We start from the raw sequence: 23,198 nt of genomic DNA, 5'->3' as shown, positions 1-23,198 counted from the left end.
GCTATTGAGCAGTTAATCCCCCATCAAGGACAATGCATTGTCCTGTCATATAGGAAGAAGAGTCTGAAGCTAGATAAATAGCGGCTCCCAAAATATCTTCTGGTTTTCCTAGTCTACCCATAGGAATTCCAGCTAATACTTGTTTCATAATAAATTCTTTATCCTTAATCATATCGGTCATATCAGTATCGATCAGTCCCGGACAAATCACATTCACTCGGTATCCATTATTACACCACTCAATGGCAAGTGCTTTTGATAATGTGATAACAGCTCCTTTGGTTCCTGAATAAACAGATGCAAGTTTACTTCCAACCATTCCTAAGACAGATGCAACATTGATGATATTTCCACCTTCTTTTTTATGGTGTTTGTAATACGCTTGGCAATTTCTGAAAACACCAACATAGTTAGTTTGAACTATGTTTTGTAATTCATCCTCTTTAAAACCAGAAGCGGGTGTATTTGTTGCGATACCTGCATTATTGATTAAAGTATCCAATCGGCCATGTTTAGCTTTAATTTGACCTATGACTTCGTAGGCAGAACTTTCGCTTCTCACATCCAAGACAACACCATGGATCCCTTCTTTTTCCATCCAATGGATTGATTCTGGTTTGGAACCGGCACCATAGACAATGGCTCCTGCATCACGAAACCCAAGTGCTAACGATTTTCCGATACCTCGGCTTGCACCTGTAATTAAAATTGTTTTACCTTTTACATCAAATAAATTCATTTTACCTCATGATTGGATGGATAACATTCGCTAGCTTGTGGCTTTGTATCTTCCATTAATTTTTTGTAGTCTAGTGTATTATCATCTTTTACTAAATCCCTTCGTATATAATGGGTTCCCTTTTCATAATAATCAGCAATGGGATTACAATCTTGAATGTCTTCTGAATAACCCCGTTTACAACCAACCACTAAAACGAATGCCCATATAAGAATTGTAAAAAATCTTGGACTCACCATGGACTAACTAAACAATATCCCTTAAGGAATAGCAAGAAATTGTTTGTTTTAAAATCGGCATCTCCTAGAAGAAAACAAATCCTGTCTGATTTGGGTTTTTTATTCCTCATCCAACCCGAACACATAGACGAATCTCAATATGAAAATGAAAATCCACTACAATATTTAGAACGAATGGTTCACTCTAAACTGGGAATTCATTTTGAACCAAACAATCTTTATTTGGCATGTGATACGATCGTGGTCCATAAAAATGAAATTTTCCACAAACCTGTGGATGGATTAGATGCGTTTCGAATTCTCAAATACCTATCAGGAAAAGAACATTCAGTCTTTTCGGGTGCTGTTATTAAGCATAGTTCTGGAACTGATTTTTTTTTCGAAGAGACCTTAATCCAATTTAAGGATTGGAATGACTCGCAAATTCAAACTTATATCAAAGAATACAAACCATTTGATAAAGCTGGTTCTTACGGAATTCAGGATAAAAATGGACCCGTAAAAATGTGGAAAGGATCTTATCTGAATGTGTTAGGATTTCCATTTCGTAGTTTTTTGGCACGCCACGAACTTTGGATCCATTCGTGGGAAGATAGTTTTATGCGTAAAGATTAACTAAATTTCCAGGTTTGTAACTGGCTTTGGCTTCTGGAGTGGATTGGATCTCCTGAGCTTGATTTTTCGTTTCAGAACTTGGGAATTTTGGCTGGTAGGAGCGGGATTGGATCGCTTCCACTTGTTCCACTGCTTGCGTGTTGTATGTAGGAGAAACATACATATACGGTTCTCCTAATCCTGAAACTCTTGCCACATTACTTGAGATTTCCATAGTATGATTATCGCCTCAGTCCTGTTGTTAGATTAGACCAGATTCAAGAAAATGGAAACAAAAAAATCCCAAGCAAGAGAATATAACTCCCTTTTCCAATTATTCAAGACACCCGGAGCTCAAATTCCCCAATTCTTCGCTTATGCAGGTGAAGATTCTTATGAGTTTGAACTGATTGTGGAACATTACAGGGAAACTCTGCAAAAAACTTTGGGTGATTTTGAAGTCATTTTGATTGTATCGGAATCTGGCGAACAGGCCAAATTATTTGCAGAACTATTTACTCCTGATATGTTTTACCCAAGAAAACTAATCATCATCAAAAATGCTACTGCACTCTTTAAACCCATTTTAGATACCAAAACAACCAATGAGTGGAAAGACTTTGCCTCTGGTTTTCGAAAGAATATCACTTCTGTTTCCGATGAGATTTACACCCTCATCCATTACGATGGAAAAGATGTCCCTAAAAATTTAATCGATTTGTTCCAAGGAACTTTGAGTTTTTTTAAAACAAAAATCTTATACCCAAATGATTATCCAAAAATTTTTAAGGAAGTATGTGAGCAAGAGCAAGTTCATTTTGAACAAAATGCAAGTGAGGAATTTATACATAGAATTCCTGCAAATGTTGGTGCTTACATCAAAAGTGTAAAAAAATTAAAACAGTATTTACACCGTTCAAAATTTACAATCGATGATGTGAACACAGTGTTATTCAGTCAAAATGAATTGAATACCAATGTATTAGTTGAGTCTTTGATTCAAAAACGAAAGGTCGATTTTTTCAAAGAGTTCACTAAATTCAATGATCAGAATTCTGAAATATTAAACTTTTTAACAAGGCTTACTTATAAGTTGGATGAAATCCGAAAAATAAAAGTGATTCGTTCCAGGCATAATGGTGAAGTGCCTATTCCAATTATGGATGAACTTTTAAAAACTTCTAGTTTTTCAGAAGCGCGAAAAAATTTCGTAAGGCGTCAATTGGTAACAGACTCTGCTAATTTTACGGATAAATTATTGGACCAATTTTATGATATTGTGATTGAGATGAATATAAAATTTAAATCAGGTTTGAGAGATGAAGAAGGTAAAAACTACTTCATTCAAAAGATCATGCATTTGTTTTCTCTCCTTCAAGATAAATCTTCCAATTGAAATTCATGTAATTTCCGATACAAGTTACGCTCAGAAATTCCCAATAGTTTTGCAGCCTTCTCTCGATTACCTTTTGTATAAATTAAGTTTGCCTTAATGATTTCCTTTTCATATTGCTCTAGGCTAATGCCAGGTAAGATATTCAAATCAGATAATGAATTTTCGAAGAAGTGAGGTGGAATCTGTTTCCAATGGAGTTGTTTTCCGGAAGAAAATCCAACCAAAGCAAAGATGAGATCCTTTAATTCCGTATAATTTCGGTTAAATATTTTGTTTTTAAAAAAGACAAAAAAATCTTCATCTAAAGTTGATACTTTTTTATTGAGACTTTGATTCGCTTCAGACAGAAACTCATATACGAATAGTGGTAGTTCCGAAACCCTTTTTTTTAAATTTGGTAATTCAAAACGAAAAGATTTAAACTGTTCATAAAAATCAGAATATATATTCTTTTGATTTAGGATTTCCATTTCTTCCGAATGAATTTCCCAATACAAATATACTTTTGATTTTTCGTTATATTTTTCAGCCTTCCACCACTGTTGTAACAAAACGATCTCTTCTTTTTTGGCTTTTGTTAACCAATCTAATACAACCGTTACATTCTGTTTAGAAGACTTTATTTTATCTAAGTTTTGTTCAAATGAAAACGAATAAGAAAAATCAAAGGAGATAATAGAAGAATCAGGAATAGTTCTTTTTTCTAAACTTCTTTCAATCCAAAAAGATTTACCGATTCCTCTGTCCCCAACGATTAAGATAGGCAATGTAGAGTTCGAAATTTCTAACCATTGTTTTTTGATTTTTTCAATGTCAGAACCTTTCGTTATCCACTCAAGATTAGCCTTATCTTTTCTTAATGACACTCACTGTTCCTTGTAGATATCCATTAAATTCTCTAATTTTATTTACATCTAAAAACTTTTTAGCCTGAGAGGGTTTTACCATCAAAGTTTTCGGATAAGAATAATTTGTTTTTAACAAGTTAGTTTCTGCTGGGACATTTTTAATCCCCCAAGTTGATAATGGGTCCAATACAAAGGTAGTTTGGATTAGGTATTCCTTTCCCTTTGCTACTTGCACATCATAAGGTAGTTGGATCCAAATGGCTTCTCCTTTTGACTCAACAAGTACCGTTTGGAATCTATCCTTTTCTAACAACTCAGAGTTAGATTCCATTCTTAATATGGATTCTAAATCAGTTTTAATTTCTTCCTTTTCCAAAACTCTTTTTTCACTGATTTTCTCATATGCCATATAAAGATTATAAGGAGTGACAACATCCACTGCTGCTCTTACAAGAGAAGCGTCATATTTTTTGATATTGTTTTGGTTCCATTGGAATGGAAATTGTAACTCTTCTTGTGATGAATATACATTAAATTGGTTTAAGTATAAGTATTCGTATCCATCTTGTGTTCCAATTTTTTGGTAGTCTGTAATGCCAACGATTCTGGAATTACTTGCCTTCCCTATTCTCTGCAATTCACGAATGGTCGAAAGATCTGAATGATTTGGAATTAAGATAATTGGTTCGATTTCCATATGACGGAGATCATTGAGTGCCATAATGATAGAACCAGATTTGTCTTTTACACTAGAGGAAAGTAAAAGGAACAATTTTCTAGATTCTTTTTTACCAGTCGAAAATTTACCTTTTAAACCTTGTAATGCTCCTAAAACAGATTCAGATTGGTTTGATCCTTGCCACCCTGTTTCTTCCATAATTTTTTTAATTTCAGCATGTTCTTTGGTAGGAGGTATAGTGAGGGTTTTGTCTTTTTTGACTAATGTAACACCCAAGTACAAACCATCTTGGTCATACATCGAGTTTAAACTTTTTACTATGTCTTTTTTATAATAGGCGTATGATGAATGAACATCGATGAATAAATTGATCTCGTAATAAACTGGGTTTTTGCTTTTTTTCTCATAATAACGAGGAGGTAAAAATCGAAAACTTTTCTCATTATGTTTTTCATACGCCATAACAAAATTCGAAATTAATTTAGATTGGATGATTTGTTTTGATAAATTTTTACAATTGAAAATTACCGTTTTTACTAGGATTGGATTTCCAAAGTCAATCTGATCCTGGACAACAAAATGAGAATCCCATTCACTACAAAAGGAATTAAAATCCTGATCTTTCAGATCCGCTTCTTCATTCCATTCGGTTTCATTCAGATAATTTTCTATTAGTTTAGGGTCAGTGATTTCAGTAAAAAAATTTCGTTTTAAATAATGTCGCGAAAGGCGGGACAATTCATAACCAGCCTCACGTTTTGACCCAAGAACAGGTGGTACTTCTCCCGAAATATAAGCAGGCAGGATAGAAATTTCTTTCGCATAAACATTTTTAGGGAAGAACGCAAAAAAAATAAGCAACGATGCAATAACATGCAAAGATAGGAATCGAGACATAAAATTAGAATTGGTCTATAATGAGAAAATGTAAATCTTTATCCTACAAGTGAAATTCGTTTTCTTTGATAAAAGATTGACAAGCGTTATGAATCAGATCAAATTCTTCGGAAAAGGAGTAGATTCTTTATGAAGAAATCACTTATCGTATGTGCCTCTCTAATCGCATTTGTTGTATCTTGCGGATCCAATGATGGAGGCAGAAGAGACGCTACGACCGTAGGTAAAAATGGTTGGATTTTTGAAGGTTGGGCTTGTGCCCCAGACGCGGCGGCTGCAAAACGTGGTCAAAGCCCTGCTGAGTACTGCCAAGGAAAAGAAAAAGAATTCGATTATCTTTACATGAAATTTTCTGCACGTGCATCTGACAAAGCGATCAAAGCTAATTCAGTAGCAATGAAACAATCCACTTGCCGTGAAGCAGCTCGTTTACAAGTTGCTGGTGATGGTTTGAAAAAAATCTTAGGTGAATACTTAGAACAAGCTTCTGGTGTGTCCGATGGTCAATCTACTGGTTCCGTAATCGTATCTGAATCAAAAGGTATTATCAAAGGTGTTGGAGTTTATGACTGCTGCTCTCTAAACAATGAAACAGGAATCTGCGCAAACGTTGGTGAGCCTGAAACTTGGGAAGAATGTCAGTGTGTTGGTTACCTCAGATATGCGGGTGGACAAAAAGCTCTCGAAGCAAAAGCAACTGCTGCTCAGTAATCTGACAATAGCGCTTTGTTACGAAAAAGCCTCCCGTAAAGGAGGCTTTTTTTATGCCCTGATCACCTAATCATTATTGATTCTTTCGAATAGAGACAAGATCACTATCCAATAGAAACAGTTTCTATTTTATTTTTTCACTTTTGGATCAAAGTAATGTTTGTGAATGAACTCTTGGACTACTTTGTGTTCGGAAGCAGCAAGTGGTTTAAAAATCACAGAAGTAGTTTTCCCTGCTGTACGATGCACCGTTCCTAAAATTTCGAGTGGATTCTGATTTAGCGAAAATTGAATTTTTACCTGGTCACCTTCATAGAAAATTGCTGTTGTTTGGAATGCAAGACCACCTGTTCCCAAATCCGAAAGGTGTCCCGTCACTGGGCCAGACTTTGTTTTTACCAACTCTACAGTGCAGGGAACATCTAATTTCACTCGAGCATCTTTTCTTTTTTGTTTTGCTCCGCCATATTTACTATAACTATCGGAGAATATCGATTGTTTTGAATCCGCCATTTCAGTTTCCTTATACAAGAGTTACAAACGTTTCACAGTTTATATTCTCGTTTTTGATTTCGCTTGTTTCCAAAAATTTAGAATCCATTTGAACGGATTCTAATCTATCTTTAAATTCATCCACGGAAGTAACTGTTAACAGTTCTCTTTTTGTATCTTCTGGGAATCCTGTATTTTCTATATATTTTATAAAATGTTTTCTAAATAAAACCAACGCATAATCATCATTTGATGGATAAAAGTCCAACATCAAATCTAGGTGTTCAAGAATCACAGATTGAATTTCAATCCATGGAACCAACTCTTTTGGAGTGTTGCCAAAGACCCAAGGATTTCCAATTGCTTTTCTACCAATGAGAACTAAATCAACGCCATATAGTTTCTTTTTTTCAATCGCTTCCGCATATGTTTTCACATCTCCATTTCCATAAATTGGTACTTTGGCTCGTGATTTGATTTCACCAATTGCATTCCAATCTGCAAAACCAGTATACGCCATAGCCTTTGTCCTTCCATGTACAGAGATTGCAGAAACTCCAGAACCTTCTAATACTTTGACTGTTTCTAGATAATTCAAAGAATTAGAATCCCAGCCCAATCGAATTTTAGCAGTCACAGGAAGACCGGTTCTATTTCGAATCCCTTCGATCATAGCACCCGCTAAACGAACATTTTTCAAAAGACCAGCACCAGATCCATTATGTGATACTTTTGCTACAGAACATCCCATGTTTAAATCAATGATATCTGGTTTTCGTTCGGCTGCAATTTCGGAAGCATTAACAACAGTATCCAGATCCGAACCAAAAATTTGGAAAACAAGAGGTCGTTCCAATTCTTTGTATCGAAACATATCCAAAGACTTTACATTTCCAATTTTAATTTGTTCTGTTGAGACAAACTCTGTGTAAGAGAATGCAGAACCAAACCTTCTAGTGATTTGTCGGTAAGGGCTATCGGAAATGCCAGCCATTGGTGATAAAGCTACATCACCTTCGATTGTTACATTTCCTATCCTTACCATATTACTAATGCCTAATTACGATTCCGCTTGGTCCGAATCTGTTTCACGAACGACGGCAAAGTCTTTCACAAAATCTTCATCCTTGGTATTCACAACTTTCACTCCCATAGCAGATCTACCTACCATGGAAATTGTTTTCACTTCAACACGTATCGCCATACCTGATTGTGTGATCACAAGAAGTTCATCTTCTTCTTTTACTGAAGAGATACCAACAGCCCTTCCATTTTTTTCGCCAATTTTGAGGTATGTCATACCTTTTCCACCGCGACCTTTGGTAGAGAATTCTTCGAAGTCAGTTCGTTTTCCAAATCCATTTTCTGAAATACAAAATAAATGGGTGTTCGGTTCCACCTTTGTAATTCCTGCAATGGCATCATCATCTTCCAACTTCATTGCCGTTACACCAGATGCTGTTCTTCCTTGGGATCTGAGTTCATTTAAATTCATTCGAATCGCGAGTCCATTTTTACTACCGATAAACACATCGTAGTTATTTGGATTGGCGATCACATCAATGAGTTCGTCACCATCTCGAAGTCCAATGGCAATGATCCCTGATTTTTTCGTATTTGTGAATTCATCCAATTGAATTTTCTTCACAAATCCTTCCTTGGTGACCATGAGAAGATACGAGTCATCAAAATTTCTGAAGGTGAATAAAGAAGTAATCATTTCATCATCATTAAGGTTGATCACAGCCTTTAATGATTTCCCACGGGCTTCTTTTGAACCAATTGGTAATTCATAAACTTTGAGTAGAAATGCCCTTCCCTTATTAGAAAATAACATTAAGTTATCATGAGTCATCGCACTACTTAGTTTTTTAACAAAGTCTTCTCTTTTGGTAGAGATTCCTTGAACACCTTTACCACCTCGTTTTTGTCGGCGGAATGTATCCATCGGAAGTCGTTTGATGAACATATCTTCAGATAGTTGGACAACCACTTCTTCATCTGCTATCAAATCTTCTGCATTAAACGTAGAAGATTCCAAAGACTCTAAACTGATTTCTGTTGAGCGCGTGTTCCCAAAGGATTGTGATACTTTTCCAAGTTCATCACATATGATTGATTTTACTCTCTCTGGTTTTGCCAAAATGTCTTCTAGATCTGCAATGAGAAGTCTCACTTGTTCTAATTCATCAATGATTTTTTGGACTTCTAAAGACGTTAATCTTTGAAGTCGCATTTCTAAAATGGCATCAGCTTGTAATTCAGATAAAGCAAACGTAGCCATGAGGGAACTTTGAGCTTCTCTTACATCTTTTGAAGCACGAATGATTTTAATCACTTCATCGATATTTTCTAAAGCGATCCTGAGTCCCTCTAAAATATGGGCTCTTTTTTGAGCTTTGTCTAAATCAAATTCTGTTCGCTTAACAACAACTTCGCGACGATGTTCTGCATAAGATTTTAAAATTTCTTTTAGCGAAAAGATTTTGGGTCGATTGTCCAAAATCGCAAGCATAGTGATTCCATAACTCACTTGGAGTTGTGTTAACTTAAACAATTGGTTTAGGATTACTTGTGCATTGGCATCCTTTTTCACATGGATTTCTACACGAATTCCCTTTCGATCGGAAAGGTCTAAAATTTCAGAAATCCCTTCGATCAGCTTTTCATTCACAAGATCACCGATTTTTTCGAGAAGGTTCTTCTTGTTTACCTGATAAGGAATTTCATGGATAACAATGATCTCTCGACCTTTGTTATTTTCAATGATCTCGACTTTGGAACGAATGCGAATGGAACCTTTGCCCGTTGCATAGGCTTGGTACAAACCTTCTCCACCAATGATGATACCACCTGTAGGGAAATCAGGGCCCGGTAAAATCTTCATAAGCTCAGGTAGAGTGATATCCGGATTTTGAATCATCGCGATCACTGCATTTACAGCTTCTTTTAGGTTATGTGGTGGAATATTGGTAGCCATCCCCACAGCTATTCCCGTAGATCCATTGACTAAAATATTAGGAAAGTTAGCTGGTAATACGTCTGGTTGTTGTCTCGTATCATCAAAGTTAGGTGAAAAGCTAACTGTATTTTTTTCGATATCTTTGAGAAGTTCTTCCGCAAGTTTTGTGAGTCGTGCTTCTGTATAACGATAGGCCGCAGCATTATCTCCATCGACAGATCCAAAGTTACCTTGGCCATCAATCAATGTTTCTCGCATGGAGAAAGTTTGAGCCATACGAACCATGGTTTCGTAAACAGCAGAGTCACCGTGTGGGTGATAGTTACCGATCACTTCCCCGACAATTTTCGCTGACTTTACATAAGGTCTATCCGATCGCCATGCTCTTTCGTTCATCGCATGAAGGACACGTCTATGAACGGGTTTTAAACCATCGCGCACATCAGGTAAAGCTCGACCTACGATGACACTCATCGCATAATCAAGGTAAGCTTCCTTCATTTGGTCTTCGATTTCTACCGGAATGACCCTGACACCAGCTTTTAAGGCACCGGCTACGTCTGGTCTACCGGATAAATTGAGTGCTAAGGTTTTGTTTGATTCGTTTTCTTGGCCGTTTTGTTCGGTCATTTGATTTTCCTAATTCCGATTAAAGATCTAAATTTGCTACTTTGTACGAGTTCGCTTCAATGAAACGACGACGAGGTGAAACTTCATCACCCATCAGGATATTGAATGTATCTTCTGCTTCCACAAAGTCTTGTAACTTTACTTGTAACATGACTCTTTCTTTTGGATCCATAGTAGTATCCCAAAGTTGTTCCGGATTCATCTCTCCAAGTCCCTTGTATCGTTGGATGACAACTTTATCATTCGGTCTGGCTTTTAAGATTTCATCTTTTTCTCGGTCTGTATATACATACACCGCTTCTTTACCAAACTTCAATAGATACAATGGAGGTTGTGCTACATAGAGAGAGCCGCGTTCGATAATGGGTTTCATATAACGGAAGAAAAACGTTAATAACAAAGTTCGAATGTGAGAACCATCCACGTCGGCATCTGTCATGATGATGATTTTTCGATAACGGAGTTTTTCAACATTAAACTCATCATCACCAATTCCGGTTCCCATAACAGTAATTAATGTACGGATTTCTTCATTCGAAAGGATTTTATCCAAACGAGCTTTTTCGACGTTTAGGATTTTACCTTTGAGTGGAAGGATTGCTTGTGTATTCCGATCTCGTCCTTGTTTAGCAGATCCACCCGCAGAGTCCCCCTCCACAAGGAATAGTTCGCAATGTTCGGGATCTTTTTCGGAACAGTCAGCAAGTTTCCCAGGAAGGCCACCACCTTCTAACACTGTTTTACGACGGGTGAGGTCTCGAGCTCGCCTTGCAGCTTCTCTTGCTTTTGATGCTAAGATACATTTTTCGAGAATCTTTTTAATGATCGCAGGATTTTCCTCAAAGTAACGATTGAGTCCTTCTCCTGTGATGGTTTGCATTAAACCTTTCACTTCAGCATTCACTAACTTTTCTTTTGTTTGTGAGTTAAACTGAGGTTGTGGAATTTTAATGGAGATCACAGCACAAATCCCTTCTTTAATGTCATCACCTTGCAAACCATTAGGTTGTTTTTTGAATAAGGTTTGGTCTTTTTTTAGATGGTCGTTTAGAGTTCTAGTGAGAGCAGTTCGGAAACCTTCTAAGTGTGTTCCACCTAAGTTGTTATTAATGGCATTGGTAAAACAGAAAATATTTTCACTATATGTGTCGCAGTATTGAAGAGCGATTTCTGCCCAAACGTTTTCTTTTTCACCGACAAAGTGTAATACTTTATGTAGTGGGTGTTTTGATTCTGTAATGTATTCCACAAAGGAAACAATTCCACCATCAAACTTAAATTCGTGTTTAGCAATTTCTTCTTTTCTTTGGTCTTCAATGCGAATGAGAAGTCCTTTATTTAAAAAAGCAATTTCTCTAAACCTGGCAGAAAGAGTATCAAATGAAAAATCAACAGTCGTAAAGATGGTATCATCAGGTTTAAAGCGAACGACTGTTCCGCGGTGTGATGTTTCGCCGATGATTTTAACATCTTCGATGGGAACCCCTGCTTGGTATTTTTGATAATGGAGTTTACCTTCTTGGTGAACTTCCACTTCCAAATAGGTAGAGAGGGCGTTTACAACAGAAACCCCTACCCCGTGTAATCCTCCCGATACTTTATACGCATCGTTTTCAAACTTACCACCAGCGTGAAGGATAGTAAGAACTACTTCGATGGTTGACTTACCTTTGTCAGGGTGGATCCCAGTTGGAATCCCTCGTCCATTGTCTCGGACTTCTATGATATTTTCTGGTAAAATACGAACGTCAATTTCAGTACAATGGCCAGCCATTGCTTCGTCGACAGAGTTATCCACGACCTCATACACCATCTTATGGAGGCCCGACTCATCTTGGGTTCCGATGTACATTCCGGGGCGTTTCCGGACCGCCTCTAGACCTTCTAGGATCTTGATTTTTGAGGCTGAATAGGCGTTTTGATCGGTTTGGTTGGACATAGAATTTTAAGATACCCTATAGGAAGTATCCTAGAAACACTCTCGAAGGGCAAGTGAAATCAGGGGGAAACGGAAGGTTTAAGACCTTGGATTTTGAAATTCATTTCCCGTTTTGAAGTGGATTTTTTCCAATAAAACTGGGCTTGTGATTCGATTAATTTTTAGTAAAAGTTCCGATTTTTGGAACTCCAATTCTTGGGAGACCATAGAATGACGACAAACGACTGTCAGTTTTTTACCATCAATGGATTTTGGAAAACTCTGTTTGCCAAAAACTTCTCCGACAATGTCGTTCCATTGTAATCGAAGTTTTTTTAGGATTTGGTCTTGGAAAACGGATTCCCTATCAAGACCAAGTTTTTCGAGACTTTGGAATAGTTCAGAGAGTTCTACTTTCTTCATATTCCAGTGAGCTCCTTCACTTTACCTGATTCGATTTGGTATATTTCTTTATCCACTGTTAGGTTTCCAACATATTCATTGATTCCTTCTAAATCCGTGGTTGTAAAAAATGCCTGACCACATTCCGAAATTAAATTCACAAAGTATTCCCTTCGTTTCACATCCAGTTCCCTGATGATATCATCTATGAGAAGAACGGGTGCTTCACCAGTTGTATCACGGATCATTTGGAAACAGGCTGTTTTTAAAGCAATGACCGCACTTCGTTTTTGCCCTTGGGATCCAAAACCACTTAAATCTTTATCATCAAATCCTATCGGTAAAGTATCACGGTGGTTTCCACAACTTGTGTAACCAATGGCTTTGTCTTTTCTTAAGTTATCGAATAATCTTTGCCTATGTTCTTCTTTGGAAGATACATTTGGTTTATAGGTAAGATAAAATGGATCTTTTCCGGAACTAAGTTGTAAAAGATTTTGGTGGAAGTAACCTGCTAAAGTTTCGATGGTTTTTGTTCGTATCTCACGAATCTCTGCATCATGCTCAATGATCGGTTCATCCCAAATTCCAATTTCACGATCACTCGCATTTTCTTTTTTTAAAGCAGCATTTCGTTGTTTTACCAATCGATCATATTCAATGAGTTGTTTTAAATAATAACGATTTGTAGAAGAAATGAATGCATCTAAAAATCGGCGCCTTTCCACATTCCCATCTTCTATGATGAGGATATCAGGAGGGCTCATCACAATCGAACGAAAGTATCCTACATAGTCGGAAATTTTTTTAAACTCTTCTCCATTCACTTTTAGTTTTTTTCGTTTCGTATGGGAATGTTCAATTCCATATTCAAAAAGATATTCATTTCCTTCCGATTCGAATTCAGCGCGGATGAATGTGTCAGATGTATCCCAACGTAAAAGTTGGTTTTGATCTGATTCACGAAAACTTTTTAAGTAAGATAAAAGGGAAATCGATTCTAGTAAGTTTGTTTTGCCTTCTCCATTGTTTCCAATGAAAAAGACAAGACGTGATTTGAATGTGAGTTGTGTTTCTTCGTGGTTACGAAAATTCTTAATGTAGATTTTCTTAAGAAACATTAAAGTTTCATTGGCATGATGACAGAAACAAAGTCACTGTCAGAAGGATCCTTAAACAACACAGGTGCACTGGAAGTTGTGAATTCCAATATGACTTCAGGGTCATCTACTGCTTTTACCACATCACTTAAATAATCCCCTTTAAAGGCAATAGTGATTGCTTCACCATTGTATTCAATTGGCATATTGTGATCAAACATCATGGTTCCAGGATTGGAAGAGCTGATGTTGACATTTCCTTTTGTAAAAGCCAATCGAATTTGTTTTGATGGTTCTTCTGCAGAGATCAATGCTTGTTTTAAGAATGTTAAAAAGTCAGCTTTCACAACACGAACCGATTCTGTAGTTTGTTTTGGAATCACTTGTTCGTAATCAGGGAAGTTTCCATCAATGAGTTTGAATAGAAGTTCTACGTTTCCTGAAGAAACATAAATTTGTTCTTCAACAAAACCAATTTTTGCTGTTTCCTTTCCTTCCATCATTTTGAGCATTTCGCGAACTGCTTTATGAGGAATGATCACTCCATTTTTGAATGGGAATTGTTTTGGAAATTTACGAACAATTTTAGATAATCGTCTACCATCTGTTCCAACCACAATGAGATCCGTGTTATCTGGTTTTAAAAATAATCCATTGAATACAAAACGTGTTTCTTCAATCGCCATTGCATAAGAAGTCTTTCGAAACATTTCTCGAATGGTTTGGCAAGGGAATTCAACCACACTTGAGTCTTCTACTTTCGGAATGGTTTTGATATCTTCTGAATCGATACCGTTCACTTTGAACTTTGTATCCATTTTTCCAGAAGCATCAGTGATAGTGGTTTCTGAATTTTCTGACTGCTCTGTAGTTGTGAGTAAACTTGTATCAAAGTTTAAATTTTTAAAAATACTGGAGAGTTGTTTTGCAGGAAGGGATGCCGTTCCTTTTTCTCCGATGGTGGAAGGTACTGAAGTTTTGATTGCGATCTCTAAATCCGTCGCAGATAAATACACTTCGTTGTCCCCAGTTTGAATTTTTAAATTGGAGAGAGCAGACTTGATCTCTCGAACTGAGATCACTCCATCCACTGAGTTAATTGCTTTTAGGAATTCTGTAGTATTGACAGTGAATTTCATTTTTCCTCTTCTTCTTATTTATATTATATATCTTTATATATATTATGTCGTTTCCGTTGGTTCTGTCAGTATGTCGATAAAGCCTGGAAAGTTCAATTTTTATTGAATTATGTCAGTTTTTTTCCATTTGGCAAGTGTGAATATTTATGTCCCTTTGAACAGTTTATCGGAGAAAGTTGGAACCATAAGTCCTAACTATGTCCTATCGACAGTTTATCGACAGACTTTCGCGTTGTTAGTCACAGTTTATTGGAAGCTAATCTTGTGTTTGATGGACTGATAGAGATCTTCCCAAAGAGGTTCGGATGCCTTTCGTTCTTTAAATTTATCGATCCCATGAATGACTGTCGAATGGGTTGTCGAAAATATCCGACCAATTTGCGCTTTTGGTACATTTAATACATCGTGAAGGAGGAGCATACAAAGATGGCGTGGCGGAATGAAGTCAGCTTTTCTGCTTTTGCCGATTAAATCCTTTCTTGCTACATTTGTCCTTTCACAAACCAAATCAATGACCATATCGGGGCTAAACCCAATTCGTTTTTTATTGGTGAGAAATCGAGCTTCGGCAATTTCTTTGATTTTGTCTTCGGTGAGTAAAAAATACTCATACGCTTTTTTGTACATCACCAAATCATTTACAATGCCTATCAGAGCACGGGAATCACCTTCTAAACGTTCGGCGAGCCAATGGAGTAATCCATCACTGGCAGGAATATTGTATTCTGAAAAATTAGATTTTAATAATGACTTTCGAAGTTCCAAATCATGGGATTTGATGTCGGCTTGTAATCCATGCACAAAGCGAGATTTGAGCCTTTCATGGAGAGGAAGTTCGTAACTAGGTCTGTCTGATGCGATGACAATTTGTCTTTTGCGATCATATAAAAAATTAAAGAGGGCAAAAAACTCTTCTTGGGTTTTTTCCGCTCCACCATTCAAAAACTGAATGTCATCAAAAAGTAAAACATTATATGACTGGTAACGAATCTTAAATGATTCCAAAGATTCTCGATTGTTTTGTCTGACAGTAAAAATGAATTCATTCAAAAACGAGGTACTATTTACATACCTAACTGTTTTCCATGGATCCTTCTTTTTGATTTCATTTCCAATTGCGTGGAGTAAATGTGTTTTGCCAACACCAACTGGCCCAAACAAATACAATGGATTGTATTTTCCAGGATGTTCCACTACACTTTTCGCGGCAGTGAAAGCAATCCGGTTGGAATCTGAAGTGATATAATTGCTAAAAATATACTCGGGATTAAGGTCTGAGTCGGAATCATCAAATTTGGACTGGATGACTTCTTTTAAAACATGTGAAGATGTCTCAGATTCTGTGAGTATCGTTACTTTAAATTTATCTCCAACGACTTGGTAGACAGCATCTTCAATGAAACTCAGATATTTTGTTTCCACATGGCGTTTGATTCCGCTCGATGGGGCCGTTAAGTGAACCACTTGGTTCTCCCATTTGTCAAATCGAAGTGGTGCAATGAAATTGGAAAAGTACTTGGGAGGTATCTGTTTCGATATTTCTTCTAAAATTTCTTCCCAACGTTTGTCCAAGTTTCTCCGCCCTAAATGTGAAATCGGGTACTATACTTTTAGCAAGTAGGCAGAATTCAAATGAAAAATCGGGAAACGGTCCAAACTGTTAAAAATAGTCGAACCGAATAAAAAAATTATGTCCCTTATTCTATTTGACAGAAAATTGCCGTATGTTGTATGTTAGGTGTTCTTTATTCCTTCCTATAGAAGGTTCATTCAATTCATTTAAATTTGATTAAGTTGCAAGTCGTAAGAATAGTTGTGATAAAAGAACGTACTCTAATGCAGGAATTTCATAATGGAGTTTCAATTTGAAATCGAGGATGGCTTCGATTCTTCCTATATTGGCCTCAAAGTTTTTTTGTCTGTATTCATAGAGTAATAACAAACAAATCATTTCTAAAAAATCAATTCCAGTGAGACCTTCTTTATTAGAACGAAACTCACCTAATTGGTCTCTTACCCAATTTTCCAATTTGAATAATAAAATCGAATCATGGCAATGTTCTCTTACGTTTTCATGCCATTCTTCTAAAAACTCATCTGCAATTTCAAATGGGTTGAGTGATCCACCATAATACAATTTTGATTCCGCGATTTCATTCCTTCTGATTTTTTTAATCTCTTCTTGTGGTAGGTAATGAAACGGAATACAAACAGATCGTGATACGATCGTCTGTTTTAAATTGTGAAGGTCATTGACTATGAGAATGAATTTTGTATGTGGTGGTGGTTCTTCTAACGTTTTTAATAAAGTTGTTTCAGCTTCATTGTTGATACGATTGGCTTCTGGAAATAATACAATCCGATAATCGGATGTATGTGGTTTATAAGGAATTCTTGCAGATAGAAGCCAACGAATCGTAAACTCTTCAGGGTCCTTTTCTTTTCCAATCGCAATATTTTTTCGACGAGGAAATTGAATGTAATCGGGATGAACACCTCTCATAAATTGCCTACAGGAATCACAAATCCCACAAGAGGTTCCTTCTAAACAAAGGATTTGCCTTGCGAATCTTTCTGCAGCAAGCCACTTCCCTACTCCATCAGGTCCGTGAAAGATAATGGATCCAGGTATTTTGGAACGGTCTTTTAAAAAGGATTTTATATATGTCAGTGCAACGTCTTGGCCTGACACCTGCTCGAATGAAAACAAAGCGTCAGCCATTTTATCTTAATACACCGGAGTCAGCCAATTCATGTAACTTGGTTGTTCACCACGTACGGTTTCAAAAAAGATAGATTGGATTTTTTTAGTGATCGGTCCTATGTTTCCATTTCCGATCACACGTCTGTCCACTTCTTTTACCCAAGCCACTTGCACTCCTGTTCCTGAAAAAAACAATTCGTCAGCGATGTAAAGTTCAGATCTTGCGATGTCTCTTTCGATAACTTGGTATCCCAAATCTTTTGCGATTTGAATGATACTTCGTCGTGTGATTCCTTCAAGAATGGAAGAAGGAATGGTTGGAGTGTGGATCACACCATCACGAACGATGAATAAATTTTCGGCAGAACCTTCTGATACAAAACCTCTTGCATCAAGAAAGATTGCTTCATCCATTCCATTTTGAACTGCTTCTGATTTTGCTAACGCTGAGTTTACATACCCACCACTTACTTTGGATAAAGTTGGTATTTGGTTGTCTGAGAATCGTTGCCAAGAAGACACCATAGTTGTGAGACCATTTTGTGTGTCTAAGTAATCATCAAGTTTCAAAGCATACACAGTGATGTCTGCTTTCACATCATGGAAACGTGGTGATAGTTGTAAGGCTGATGTATAAATGAAAGGTCTTAAGTAAACATTTTGTTTGGCTTCATTTTTTCTCAGAAGATCCAAGATGATAGATTGGATTTCTTCAGGTGTGATTTTGATTTGAAGTTGCATGATCTTTGTGGAGTTCACAAGTCGTTTACAATGTTCTGGTAACCGAAACACATATAGATTTTTTTTAGCTTCGTTGTAGTAACCTCTGATTCCTCCAAAGACACCTGTGCCATATTGGAGAGCGTGGGTTTGGACACTGACTTTCGCGTCTTCTGACGGAACAATTTTGCCTTCAAAGTATGTATACGGAAATGAATTCTGAGCCATTGAGATTCCTATCCTTCCAATCTTCAGGAGTTTCAAAATTAGAAAATGAATTTTATCTTTTTTTCTCTCGAAGCATACGCCGATGGTTTTGATATCGTTCTAGAGAGTGGTCTTAACTCTCCTTATTTTTCATAAGACATAAGAATCGTTACACTAAGAAGACATAATATGAATCCTTCCTTTTATCCCAACCAATTTGATTGTATCGTTGTAGGCGCAGGACATGCCGGAACCGAAGCCGCTTATATCTCAGCCAAAGCAGGCCTCAAAACTTTACTCATCACAATGAACTTAGATACAATTGGGCAGATGAGTTGTAACCCAGCGATTGGTGGAATTGCAAAAGGACATATGGTGCGAGAAGTGGATGCCCTTGGTGGACTGATGGGTCGAGTGATCGACCAAACAGGGATCCAATTCAAGATGTTAAATACATCCAAAGGTCCTTCCGTTTGGGCACCACGTGCACAAGCAGAGAAAAAACAATACCAACTGATGGTGAAACACCAATTGGAAAAATTACAACACCTCTCCATCAGACAAGATACAGTTGAAGATTTGATTGTGGATGGAAACCAGGTGACTGGTGTCATCACAGGTCGTGGGTTTACGTTCTATACAAATCATGTGATCTTAACCACGGGAACATTTTTATCGAGTGTGATTCACATTGGAACTTACCAAAAAGAATCAGGAAGGATTGGCGAACCAACCACCAAAGGTTTGTCTCACACATTGGCACGATTTGAATTACGACTTGGTCGTTTGAAAACAGGAACTCCTGCTCGTGTTCATAAAAACTCCATCAACTTTGATGGACTCGAAATCCAAGACGGCGATGAAAACCCTCGCCCGTTTTCTTTCTCCACAAAGAAGATTGATCGCAGACAAATTCCTTGTTACATCACTTACACAAACGACACCACTCATGAACTGATCAAACAGAACTTAGAATTCTCTCCTATGTATTCAGGACAGATCAAAAGTATAGGTCCAAGATATTGCCCTTCCATTGAAGACAAGGTAGTTCGTTTTGCTGAGAGAGACCGTCACCAAATCTTTATCGAACCAGAAGGTTACGAGACAAACGAGATGTATCTGAATGGTGTCTCCACAAGTTTACCTGAAGAAGTGCAATGGAAGTTTCTACGAAGCATCAAAGGTTTGGAAGAAGTAGAACTCATGAGACCTGGTTATGCCATCGAGTATGATTATGTAGATCCAACGGAACTCAATCCAACTCTCGAAACAAAAAAGGTAAAAGGTCTTTACCATGCGGGTCAGATCAATGGAACCACTGGGTATGAAGAAGCGGCAGCCCAAGGACTTGTTGCCGCTTATAATGTGATTCGGTCTGTGAGAAAAGAAGAACCAATTTTGTTCAAACGGAGTGAATCTTATATCGGAGTTCTTGTGGATGATCTTGTTTACAAGGGTGTGGAAGATCCTTATCGAATGTTCACAAGCCGTGCTGAGTATCGCCTACTACTCAGACAAGACAATGCTGACCAAAGACTTATGCAGTATGGATATGAGATGGGTCTTGTCGAAGAGTCTTTGTATAAAGAGATGAAAGATCGATATGCAAGAATTGAAAAAATCAAATCCCATCTTTTTGTTTCTGCGATGAAACCATCGGAAGAGCTCACAAAACTCTTAGAAGAAAAGCAGATCACCAATTATAAATTTGGTCATACCCTTGCTTCGTTTTTGAAACGTTCGGATATCAAAATTAAAGACATTGAACCGATTGTTTCTGAACTTTCGATTTTGAATGAAGATGAAAAAGCGGTGTTGGAGATGGAAATTAAGTATGAAGGGTATTTGAAACGAGAACTGGAAACGATTGAATACCGTAAGAAGTTTTTAAACTTCCAAATTCCTACCGACTTTGATTACGCAAGTGTGAAAGGTTTGAAAACAGAAGCGATCGTGAAGTTAGAAAAACATAGACCACTCAATTTGGAAACTGCCTTACATATTTCAGGAGTTGATCCATCGGATGTGGATTTACTTCTTTATCATTTGGTCGATCGAAGATAAACGAGAGGAAACTGATTTTTCCAATTAGCACATCTTTTACGAAAGGATAGAAGACTATAAACCAAGAAGGTTTCCCTTCTTGGTTTTTTTATGCCTAAAGGGACTCACTAGAGTTTTAAGAAAACGTAATCATCAAGAACAGTTTTGATCATAGGGGATTCAGACTTGTTTTAAGGTTAAGAACAACCATACCTCCCCTTATTCGATGTGCATCCAAAGAGAACAGATAATACCAGAAGTAAACTAAGCCGTGACTCCTGGTTGATTGATTCAGAAACAATTGAATCTAAATTTTGAATTTCTAAAATGGATTGATTGAAGATAAGAACGAGGCGAACCTCTGGAAAGCAAGAGATGAATTGTTTCCGAAAACTGTTTCGTTAAAGAGGAAGGAACAGTAAAGATTCATGAGACTGGTGTTGGCAAAACTTTCTACTTTGCCAACGGAATTAGATAGGAGAGATTTCTTAATACTTACTCGTAAACAAGGACATGTGTTTTCTCTAGGATCCAGTTATCTCCCTGTTTCACGTGAAACGAGTGGGACTCTAAACTTCCATCCGATTTGTATTTCAATTTGTGAACCCTACGATTCTCGCCTTGGAAAAATTCCCTTTCGACTAAGTTGCCTTTCGTATCAAATTTGAAATGGATTTCACCTAGTCCCTTCTTCTTATCGTCGGTTAAATATTGGATTTGTACATTAGGTCGTTTCGGATCGATTTGGAAACGAAAGGATTCGGTGTCTTTGGTTTCTAAATTTTTACCTTCGGCAGCAAAGACGTTTCCTTCTCCATCGCTCTCAATGGAATAAACCATCACGAGTTTTCCTTCAGCATCTTTCACGTTCATCTTTTTCAAAGCACGACCTTTAAATTGGAAGTCCTTACGTTCGACAAGGTGACCGCCATTATCATACACTTCTTCACTGGTTAACAATCCATCTGTATAACGGAAGGTTGTCTTTCCATCTCCCTTCCCTTCTTTGTCTGAATAAGATTCGGAGATTAATTTTCCATCTGAGCTGTATTCATATTCTGCAACATAAATCACTTGGCCCTCGGCATTACGAACGATCTCTTTGTTTGGAACTTTTTTTACCTTTTTGAAAAGGTAGGCATCTTTGTGGGACCATTTGCCTGGAGTGTAACCTAAGATGGGGAAGGATAAGATGATGAAAAAAATAAACAATCGAAACATGGAAATGATTTCTCCTACAGGAGACATCGGCGAAATTCTATAAAACGATAATACGATTATGTCAGAAAAAACTATCCAAGAAGAAATCCAAACGATCATCCCAGAACTCTTTCCATTAATCGAACCAGAATTTGATTGGGAGCTTGTGAAAAACTTTTATGAGTTTTTAAAACGAGATAATGAGAAAGGGGGATTCTTTTCCAGAAATGATTCAGAAAAGATTCTAGAGAGACATATTATAGAATCGATGATCTTTGTTTGGAAATTGAAAACTACAGGATATGTTTCACGTGAAACAAATGTAGCTGATGTCGGAACAGGACCAGGTTTGCCTGGATTTCTATTTGCGCTCTTGAAAAAAGCACCGCATGTCTTCTTAGTAGATTCTCAAAAACGAAAACTAGCTTTGTTGGAAACGGAAGTCACGTCTGGAAGTCTTTCTAAAGTTTCAAAACGTGTTGAGTTTATCTATGCGCGCACAGAAGAGATCAATTCTAATTTCGATGTAGTCACTTCCAGAGCTATGGTTCCCTATCCTTACATCGCGGAAGTCACATCGAGAATGGTAAAACAAAAAGGAATCTTATGTCCCTTTCTTGCGCAACCGTATCCAGATCTGGAAAAAGAAACAGAGGTCCTGATTAATAATGGGTTTGTGATGAAAAAAGAAATTCCCATTCCTGAATTAGAGTTTGTTGGAAAGAGACATATCAAAATACTGCAAAAGAATTCACTTCCGAAAAAGGGATACCCCCGTGACTGGAAAGAAATCGTAAAGGAGACAAAAAACAAGAATGGGTAAAATCGTATCGATCAGTAACCAAAAGGGTGGCGTTGGAAAAACAACGACTGCGATCAACTTAGCATCCAATCTTGTTGATCTGGGAAAAAAAGTTCTTCTACTTGATATTGACCCACAGGGTAATTCAGGATCTGGACTTGGTTTAGAAGTACAATCACTGAATAAAACAACTTATGAAGTAATGATCGGAGAGTTATCAGCTAGAGAGGCGATCCAAAAAACTTTTGTTCAAAATCTAGATATCATTCCATCGAATATTAACCTTTCAGGACTTGAAGTAGACTTTCTTGGAATTGAGAAAAAAGAATTCAAACTCAAAGATGCTCTTGCTTCCATCAAAGAATCTTATGATTATATTTTAATCGATTGTCCCCCTTCTCTTGGCGTATTAACCATCAATGCACTTTGTGCTTCTCAATCAGTGATGATCACTTTACAAACAGAGTACTTCGCACTCGAAGGACTTTCACAACTTATGAGAATCATTTCCTTAGTGCAGTCACAATGGAATCCTTCTCTTGCTCTTGAAGGTGTTCTTCTTACGATGTATGACAAACGTACGAACCTCGCAAACCAAGTTGCAGATGATGTGAGAAACTATTTCAAAGAAAAAGTTTATGAAACTGTCATTCCTCGGAATGTAAAATTATCAGAAGCACCTTCCTTCGGTAAACCTATCAACTACTATGATCCTGATGGTGTTGGTGCAAAAAGTTATAAAAGTTTAGCGGAAGAAATTGTAGGGAGGGCATAAG

Annotated in this window: 22 protein-coding genes; 6 read left to right on the top strand and 16 right to left on the bottom strand. The window is 37.2% G+C overall.

The annotated features are described in order from the left end of the window. Position 1: 1 nt before the first annotated feature. Both ND812_RS03070 and ND812_RS03065 read right to left on the bottom strand, forming a co-directional pair. Positions 2 to 739 (bottom strand): SDR family NAD(P)-dependent oxidoreductase, encoded by a 738-nt coding sequence (locus tag ND812_RS03070; RefSeq protein ID WP_265374220.1) that lies wholly within the window; start codon positions 737 to 739, stop codon positions 2 to 4. Next, positions 736 to 978, bottom strand: a complete 243-nt coding sequence (locus ND812_RS03065; protein WP_265374219.1) for a hypothetical protein — start codon at positions 976 to 978, stop codon at positions 736 to 738. Before ND812_RS03065 ends, ND812_RS03070 begins: the two co-directional genes overlap by 4 nt. A 39-nt stretch (positions 979 to 1,017) precedes the next feature. Between ND812_RS03065 and ND812_RS03060 the strand changes: the two genes are divergently transcribed. Then, positions 1,018 to 1,593 (top strand): Maf family protein, encoded by a 576-nt coding sequence (locus ND812_RS03060; RefSeq protein WP_265374218.1) that lies wholly within the window; start codon positions 1,018 to 1,020, stop codon positions 1,591 to 1,593. Here the strand turns inward: ND812_RS03060 and ND812_RS03055 are convergent. Beyond that, entirely contained in the window at positions 1,577 to 1,807 is a 231-nt protein-coding gene (locus ND812_RS03055; RefSeq protein WP_100725605.1) for a hypothetical protein, read from the bottom strand. The two genes, ND812_RS03060 and ND812_RS03055, sit on opposite strands and share 17 nt — an antisense overlap. Positions 1,808 to 1,858: 51 nt before the next feature. On the opposite strand from ND812_RS03055, the gene holA reads away from it, so the two are divergent. Then, positions 1,859 to 2,968, top strand: a complete 1,110-nt coding sequence (gene holA, locus ND812_RS03050) for a DNA polymerase III subunit delta (protein ID WP_265374217.1) — start codon at positions 1,859 to 1,861, stop codon at positions 2,966 to 2,968. On the opposite strand, the gene ND812_RS03045 is transcribed toward holA, so the two are convergent. Beyond that, entirely contained in the window at positions 2,947 to 3,834 is an 888-nt protein-coding gene (locus tag ND812_RS03045) for a helix-turn-helix domain-containing protein (protein WP_265374216.1), read from the bottom strand. The genes holA and ND812_RS03045 overlap by 22 nt on opposite strands. Continuing rightward, positions 3,815 to 5,392 carry an LIC10012 family protein gene (locus tag ND812_RS03040; protein WP_265374215.1) on the bottom strand — a complete coding sequence of 526 codons (1,578 nt, stop codon included), beginning with the start codon at positions 5,390 to 5,392 and terminating at the stop codon, positions 3,815 to 3,817. Before ND812_RS03040 ends, ND812_RS03045 begins: the two co-directional genes overlap by 20 nt. 129 nt (positions 5,393 to 5,521) lie before the next feature. Here ND812_RS03040 and ND812_RS03035 point away from each other — a divergent pair, with 129 nt between their 5' ends. Beyond that, positions 5,522 to 6,103 carry a lipoprotein LipL21 gene (locus ND812_RS03035; protein ID WP_265374214.1) on the top strand — a complete coding sequence of 194 codons (582 nt, stop codon included), beginning with the start codon at positions 5,522 to 5,524 and terminating at the stop codon, positions 6,101 to 6,103. Positions 6,104 to 6,232: 129 nt separating this feature from the next. On the opposite strand, the gene ND812_RS03030 is transcribed toward ND812_RS03035, so the two are convergent. From ND812_RS03030 to ND812_RS02985, 10 genes are all read right to left on the bottom strand, one after another. Further along, positions 6,233 to 6,616, bottom strand: coding sequence for a PilZ domain-containing protein (locus ND812_RS03030; protein ID WP_100716261.1), 384 nt, complete (start codon positions 6,614 to 6,616; stop codon positions 6,233 to 6,235). A gap of 10 nt (positions 6,617 to 6,626) precedes the next feature. Continuing rightward, positions 6,627 to 7,640: a tRNA dihydrouridine synthase gene (locus ND812_RS03025; RefSeq protein WP_265374213.1), complete on the bottom strand. Its 1,014-nt coding sequence runs from the start codon at positions 7,638 to 7,640 to the stop codon at positions 6,627 to 6,629. Positions 7,641 to 7,655: 15 nt separating this feature from the next. Beyond that, positions 7,656 to 10,187, bottom strand: a complete 2,532-nt coding sequence (gene gyrA / locus ND812_RS03020) for a DNA gyrase subunit A (RefSeq protein WP_265374212.1) — start codon at positions 10,185 to 10,187, stop codon at positions 7,656 to 7,658. Between the two features lie 19 nt (positions 10,188 to 10,206). Then, a complete protein-coding gene (gene gyrB / locus ND812_RS03015) occupies positions 10,207 to 12,126 on the bottom strand; it encodes a DNA topoisomerase (ATP-hydrolyzing) subunit B (RefSeq protein WP_265374211.1) in 1,920 nt (639 codons plus the stop codon). 78 nt (positions 12,127 to 12,204) lie between these two features. Next, positions 12,205 to 12,528 (bottom strand): DciA family protein, encoded by a 324-nt coding sequence (locus ND812_RS03010; protein ID WP_265374210.1) that lies wholly within the window; start codon positions 12,526 to 12,528, stop codon positions 12,205 to 12,207. Then, positions 12,525 to 13,628, bottom strand: a complete 1,104-nt coding sequence (recF, locus tag ND812_RS03005) for a DNA replication/repair protein RecF (RefSeq protein WP_265374209.1) — start codon at positions 13,626 to 13,628, stop codon at positions 12,525 to 12,527. Before recF ends, ND812_RS03010 begins: the two co-directional genes overlap by 4 nt. Continuing rightward, entirely contained in the window at positions 13,628 to 14,746 is a 1,119-nt protein-coding gene (gene dnaN / locus ND812_RS03000; protein ID WP_265374208.1) for a DNA polymerase III subunit beta, read from the bottom strand. Before dnaN ends, recF begins: the two co-directional genes overlap by 1 nt. A 246-nt stretch (positions 14,747 to 14,992) precedes the next feature. After that, positions 14,993 to 16,318 carry a chromosomal replication initiator protein DnaA gene (dnaA, locus tag ND812_RS02995; RefSeq protein WP_265374207.1) on the bottom strand — a complete coding sequence of 442 codons (1,326 nt, stop codon included), beginning with the start codon at positions 16,316 to 16,318 and terminating at the stop codon, positions 14,993 to 14,995. Positions 16,319 to 16,535: 217 nt separating this feature from the next. Then, positions 16,536 to 17,468 carry a hypothetical protein gene (locus ND812_RS02990; RefSeq protein WP_265374206.1) on the bottom strand — a complete coding sequence of 311 codons (933 nt, stop codon included), beginning with the start codon at positions 17,466 to 17,468 and terminating at the stop codon, positions 16,536 to 16,538. A gap of 6 nt (positions 17,469 to 17,474) precedes the next feature. Continuing rightward, the gene (locus ND812_RS02985; protein ID WP_265374205.1) at positions 17,475 to 18,398 is read right to left on the bottom strand and encodes a branched-chain amino acid transaminase; all 924 of its coding nucleotides are present in this window, start codon (positions 18,396 to 18,398) and stop codon (positions 17,475 to 17,477) included. 168 nt (positions 18,399 to 18,566) lie between these two features. On the opposite strand from ND812_RS02985, the gene mnmG reads away from it, so the two are divergent. Beyond that, complete coding sequence (mnmG, locus tag ND812_RS02980; protein ID WP_265374204.1) at positions 18,567 to 20,441, top strand: tRNA uridine-5-carboxymethylaminomethyl(34) synthesis enzyme MnmG; 1,875 nt, start codon at positions 18,567 to 18,569, stop codon at positions 20,439 to 20,441. A gap of 474 nt (positions 20,442 to 20,915) precedes the next feature. On the opposite strand, the gene ND812_RS02975 is transcribed toward mnmG, so the two are convergent. Continuing rightward, a complete protein-coding gene (locus tag ND812_RS02975; protein WP_265374203.1) occupies positions 20,916 to 21,641 on the bottom strand; it encodes a hypothetical protein in 726 nt (241 codons plus the stop codon). A gap of 58 nt (positions 21,642 to 21,699) precedes the next feature. On the opposite strand from ND812_RS02975, the gene ND812_RS02970 reads away from it, so the two are divergent. Next, complete coding sequence (locus ND812_RS02970) at positions 21,700 to 22,443, top strand: RsmG family class I SAM-dependent methyltransferase (RefSeq protein WP_265374202.1); 744 nt, start codon at positions 21,700 to 21,702, stop codon at positions 22,441 to 22,443. Further along, positions 22,436 to 23,197, top strand: coding sequence for a ParA family protein (locus ND812_RS02965; RefSeq protein WP_135593212.1), 762 nt, complete (start codon positions 22,436 to 22,438; stop codon positions 23,195 to 23,197). The genes ND812_RS02970 and ND812_RS02965 overlap by 8 nt, the downstream gene beginning before the upstream one ends. Position 23,198: the final 1 nt, after the last annotated feature.

Origin of the sequence: Leptospira limi (assembly GCF_026151395.1) — a bacterium.
GTDB classification, from domain to species: Bacteria; Spirochaetota; Leptospiria; order Leptospirales; family Leptospiraceae; genus Leptospira_A; species Leptospira_A limi.
The sequence above is the reverse complement of the archived record's forward strand: the minus strand, read 5'-3'. Positions and strand labels throughout refer to the sequence as shown.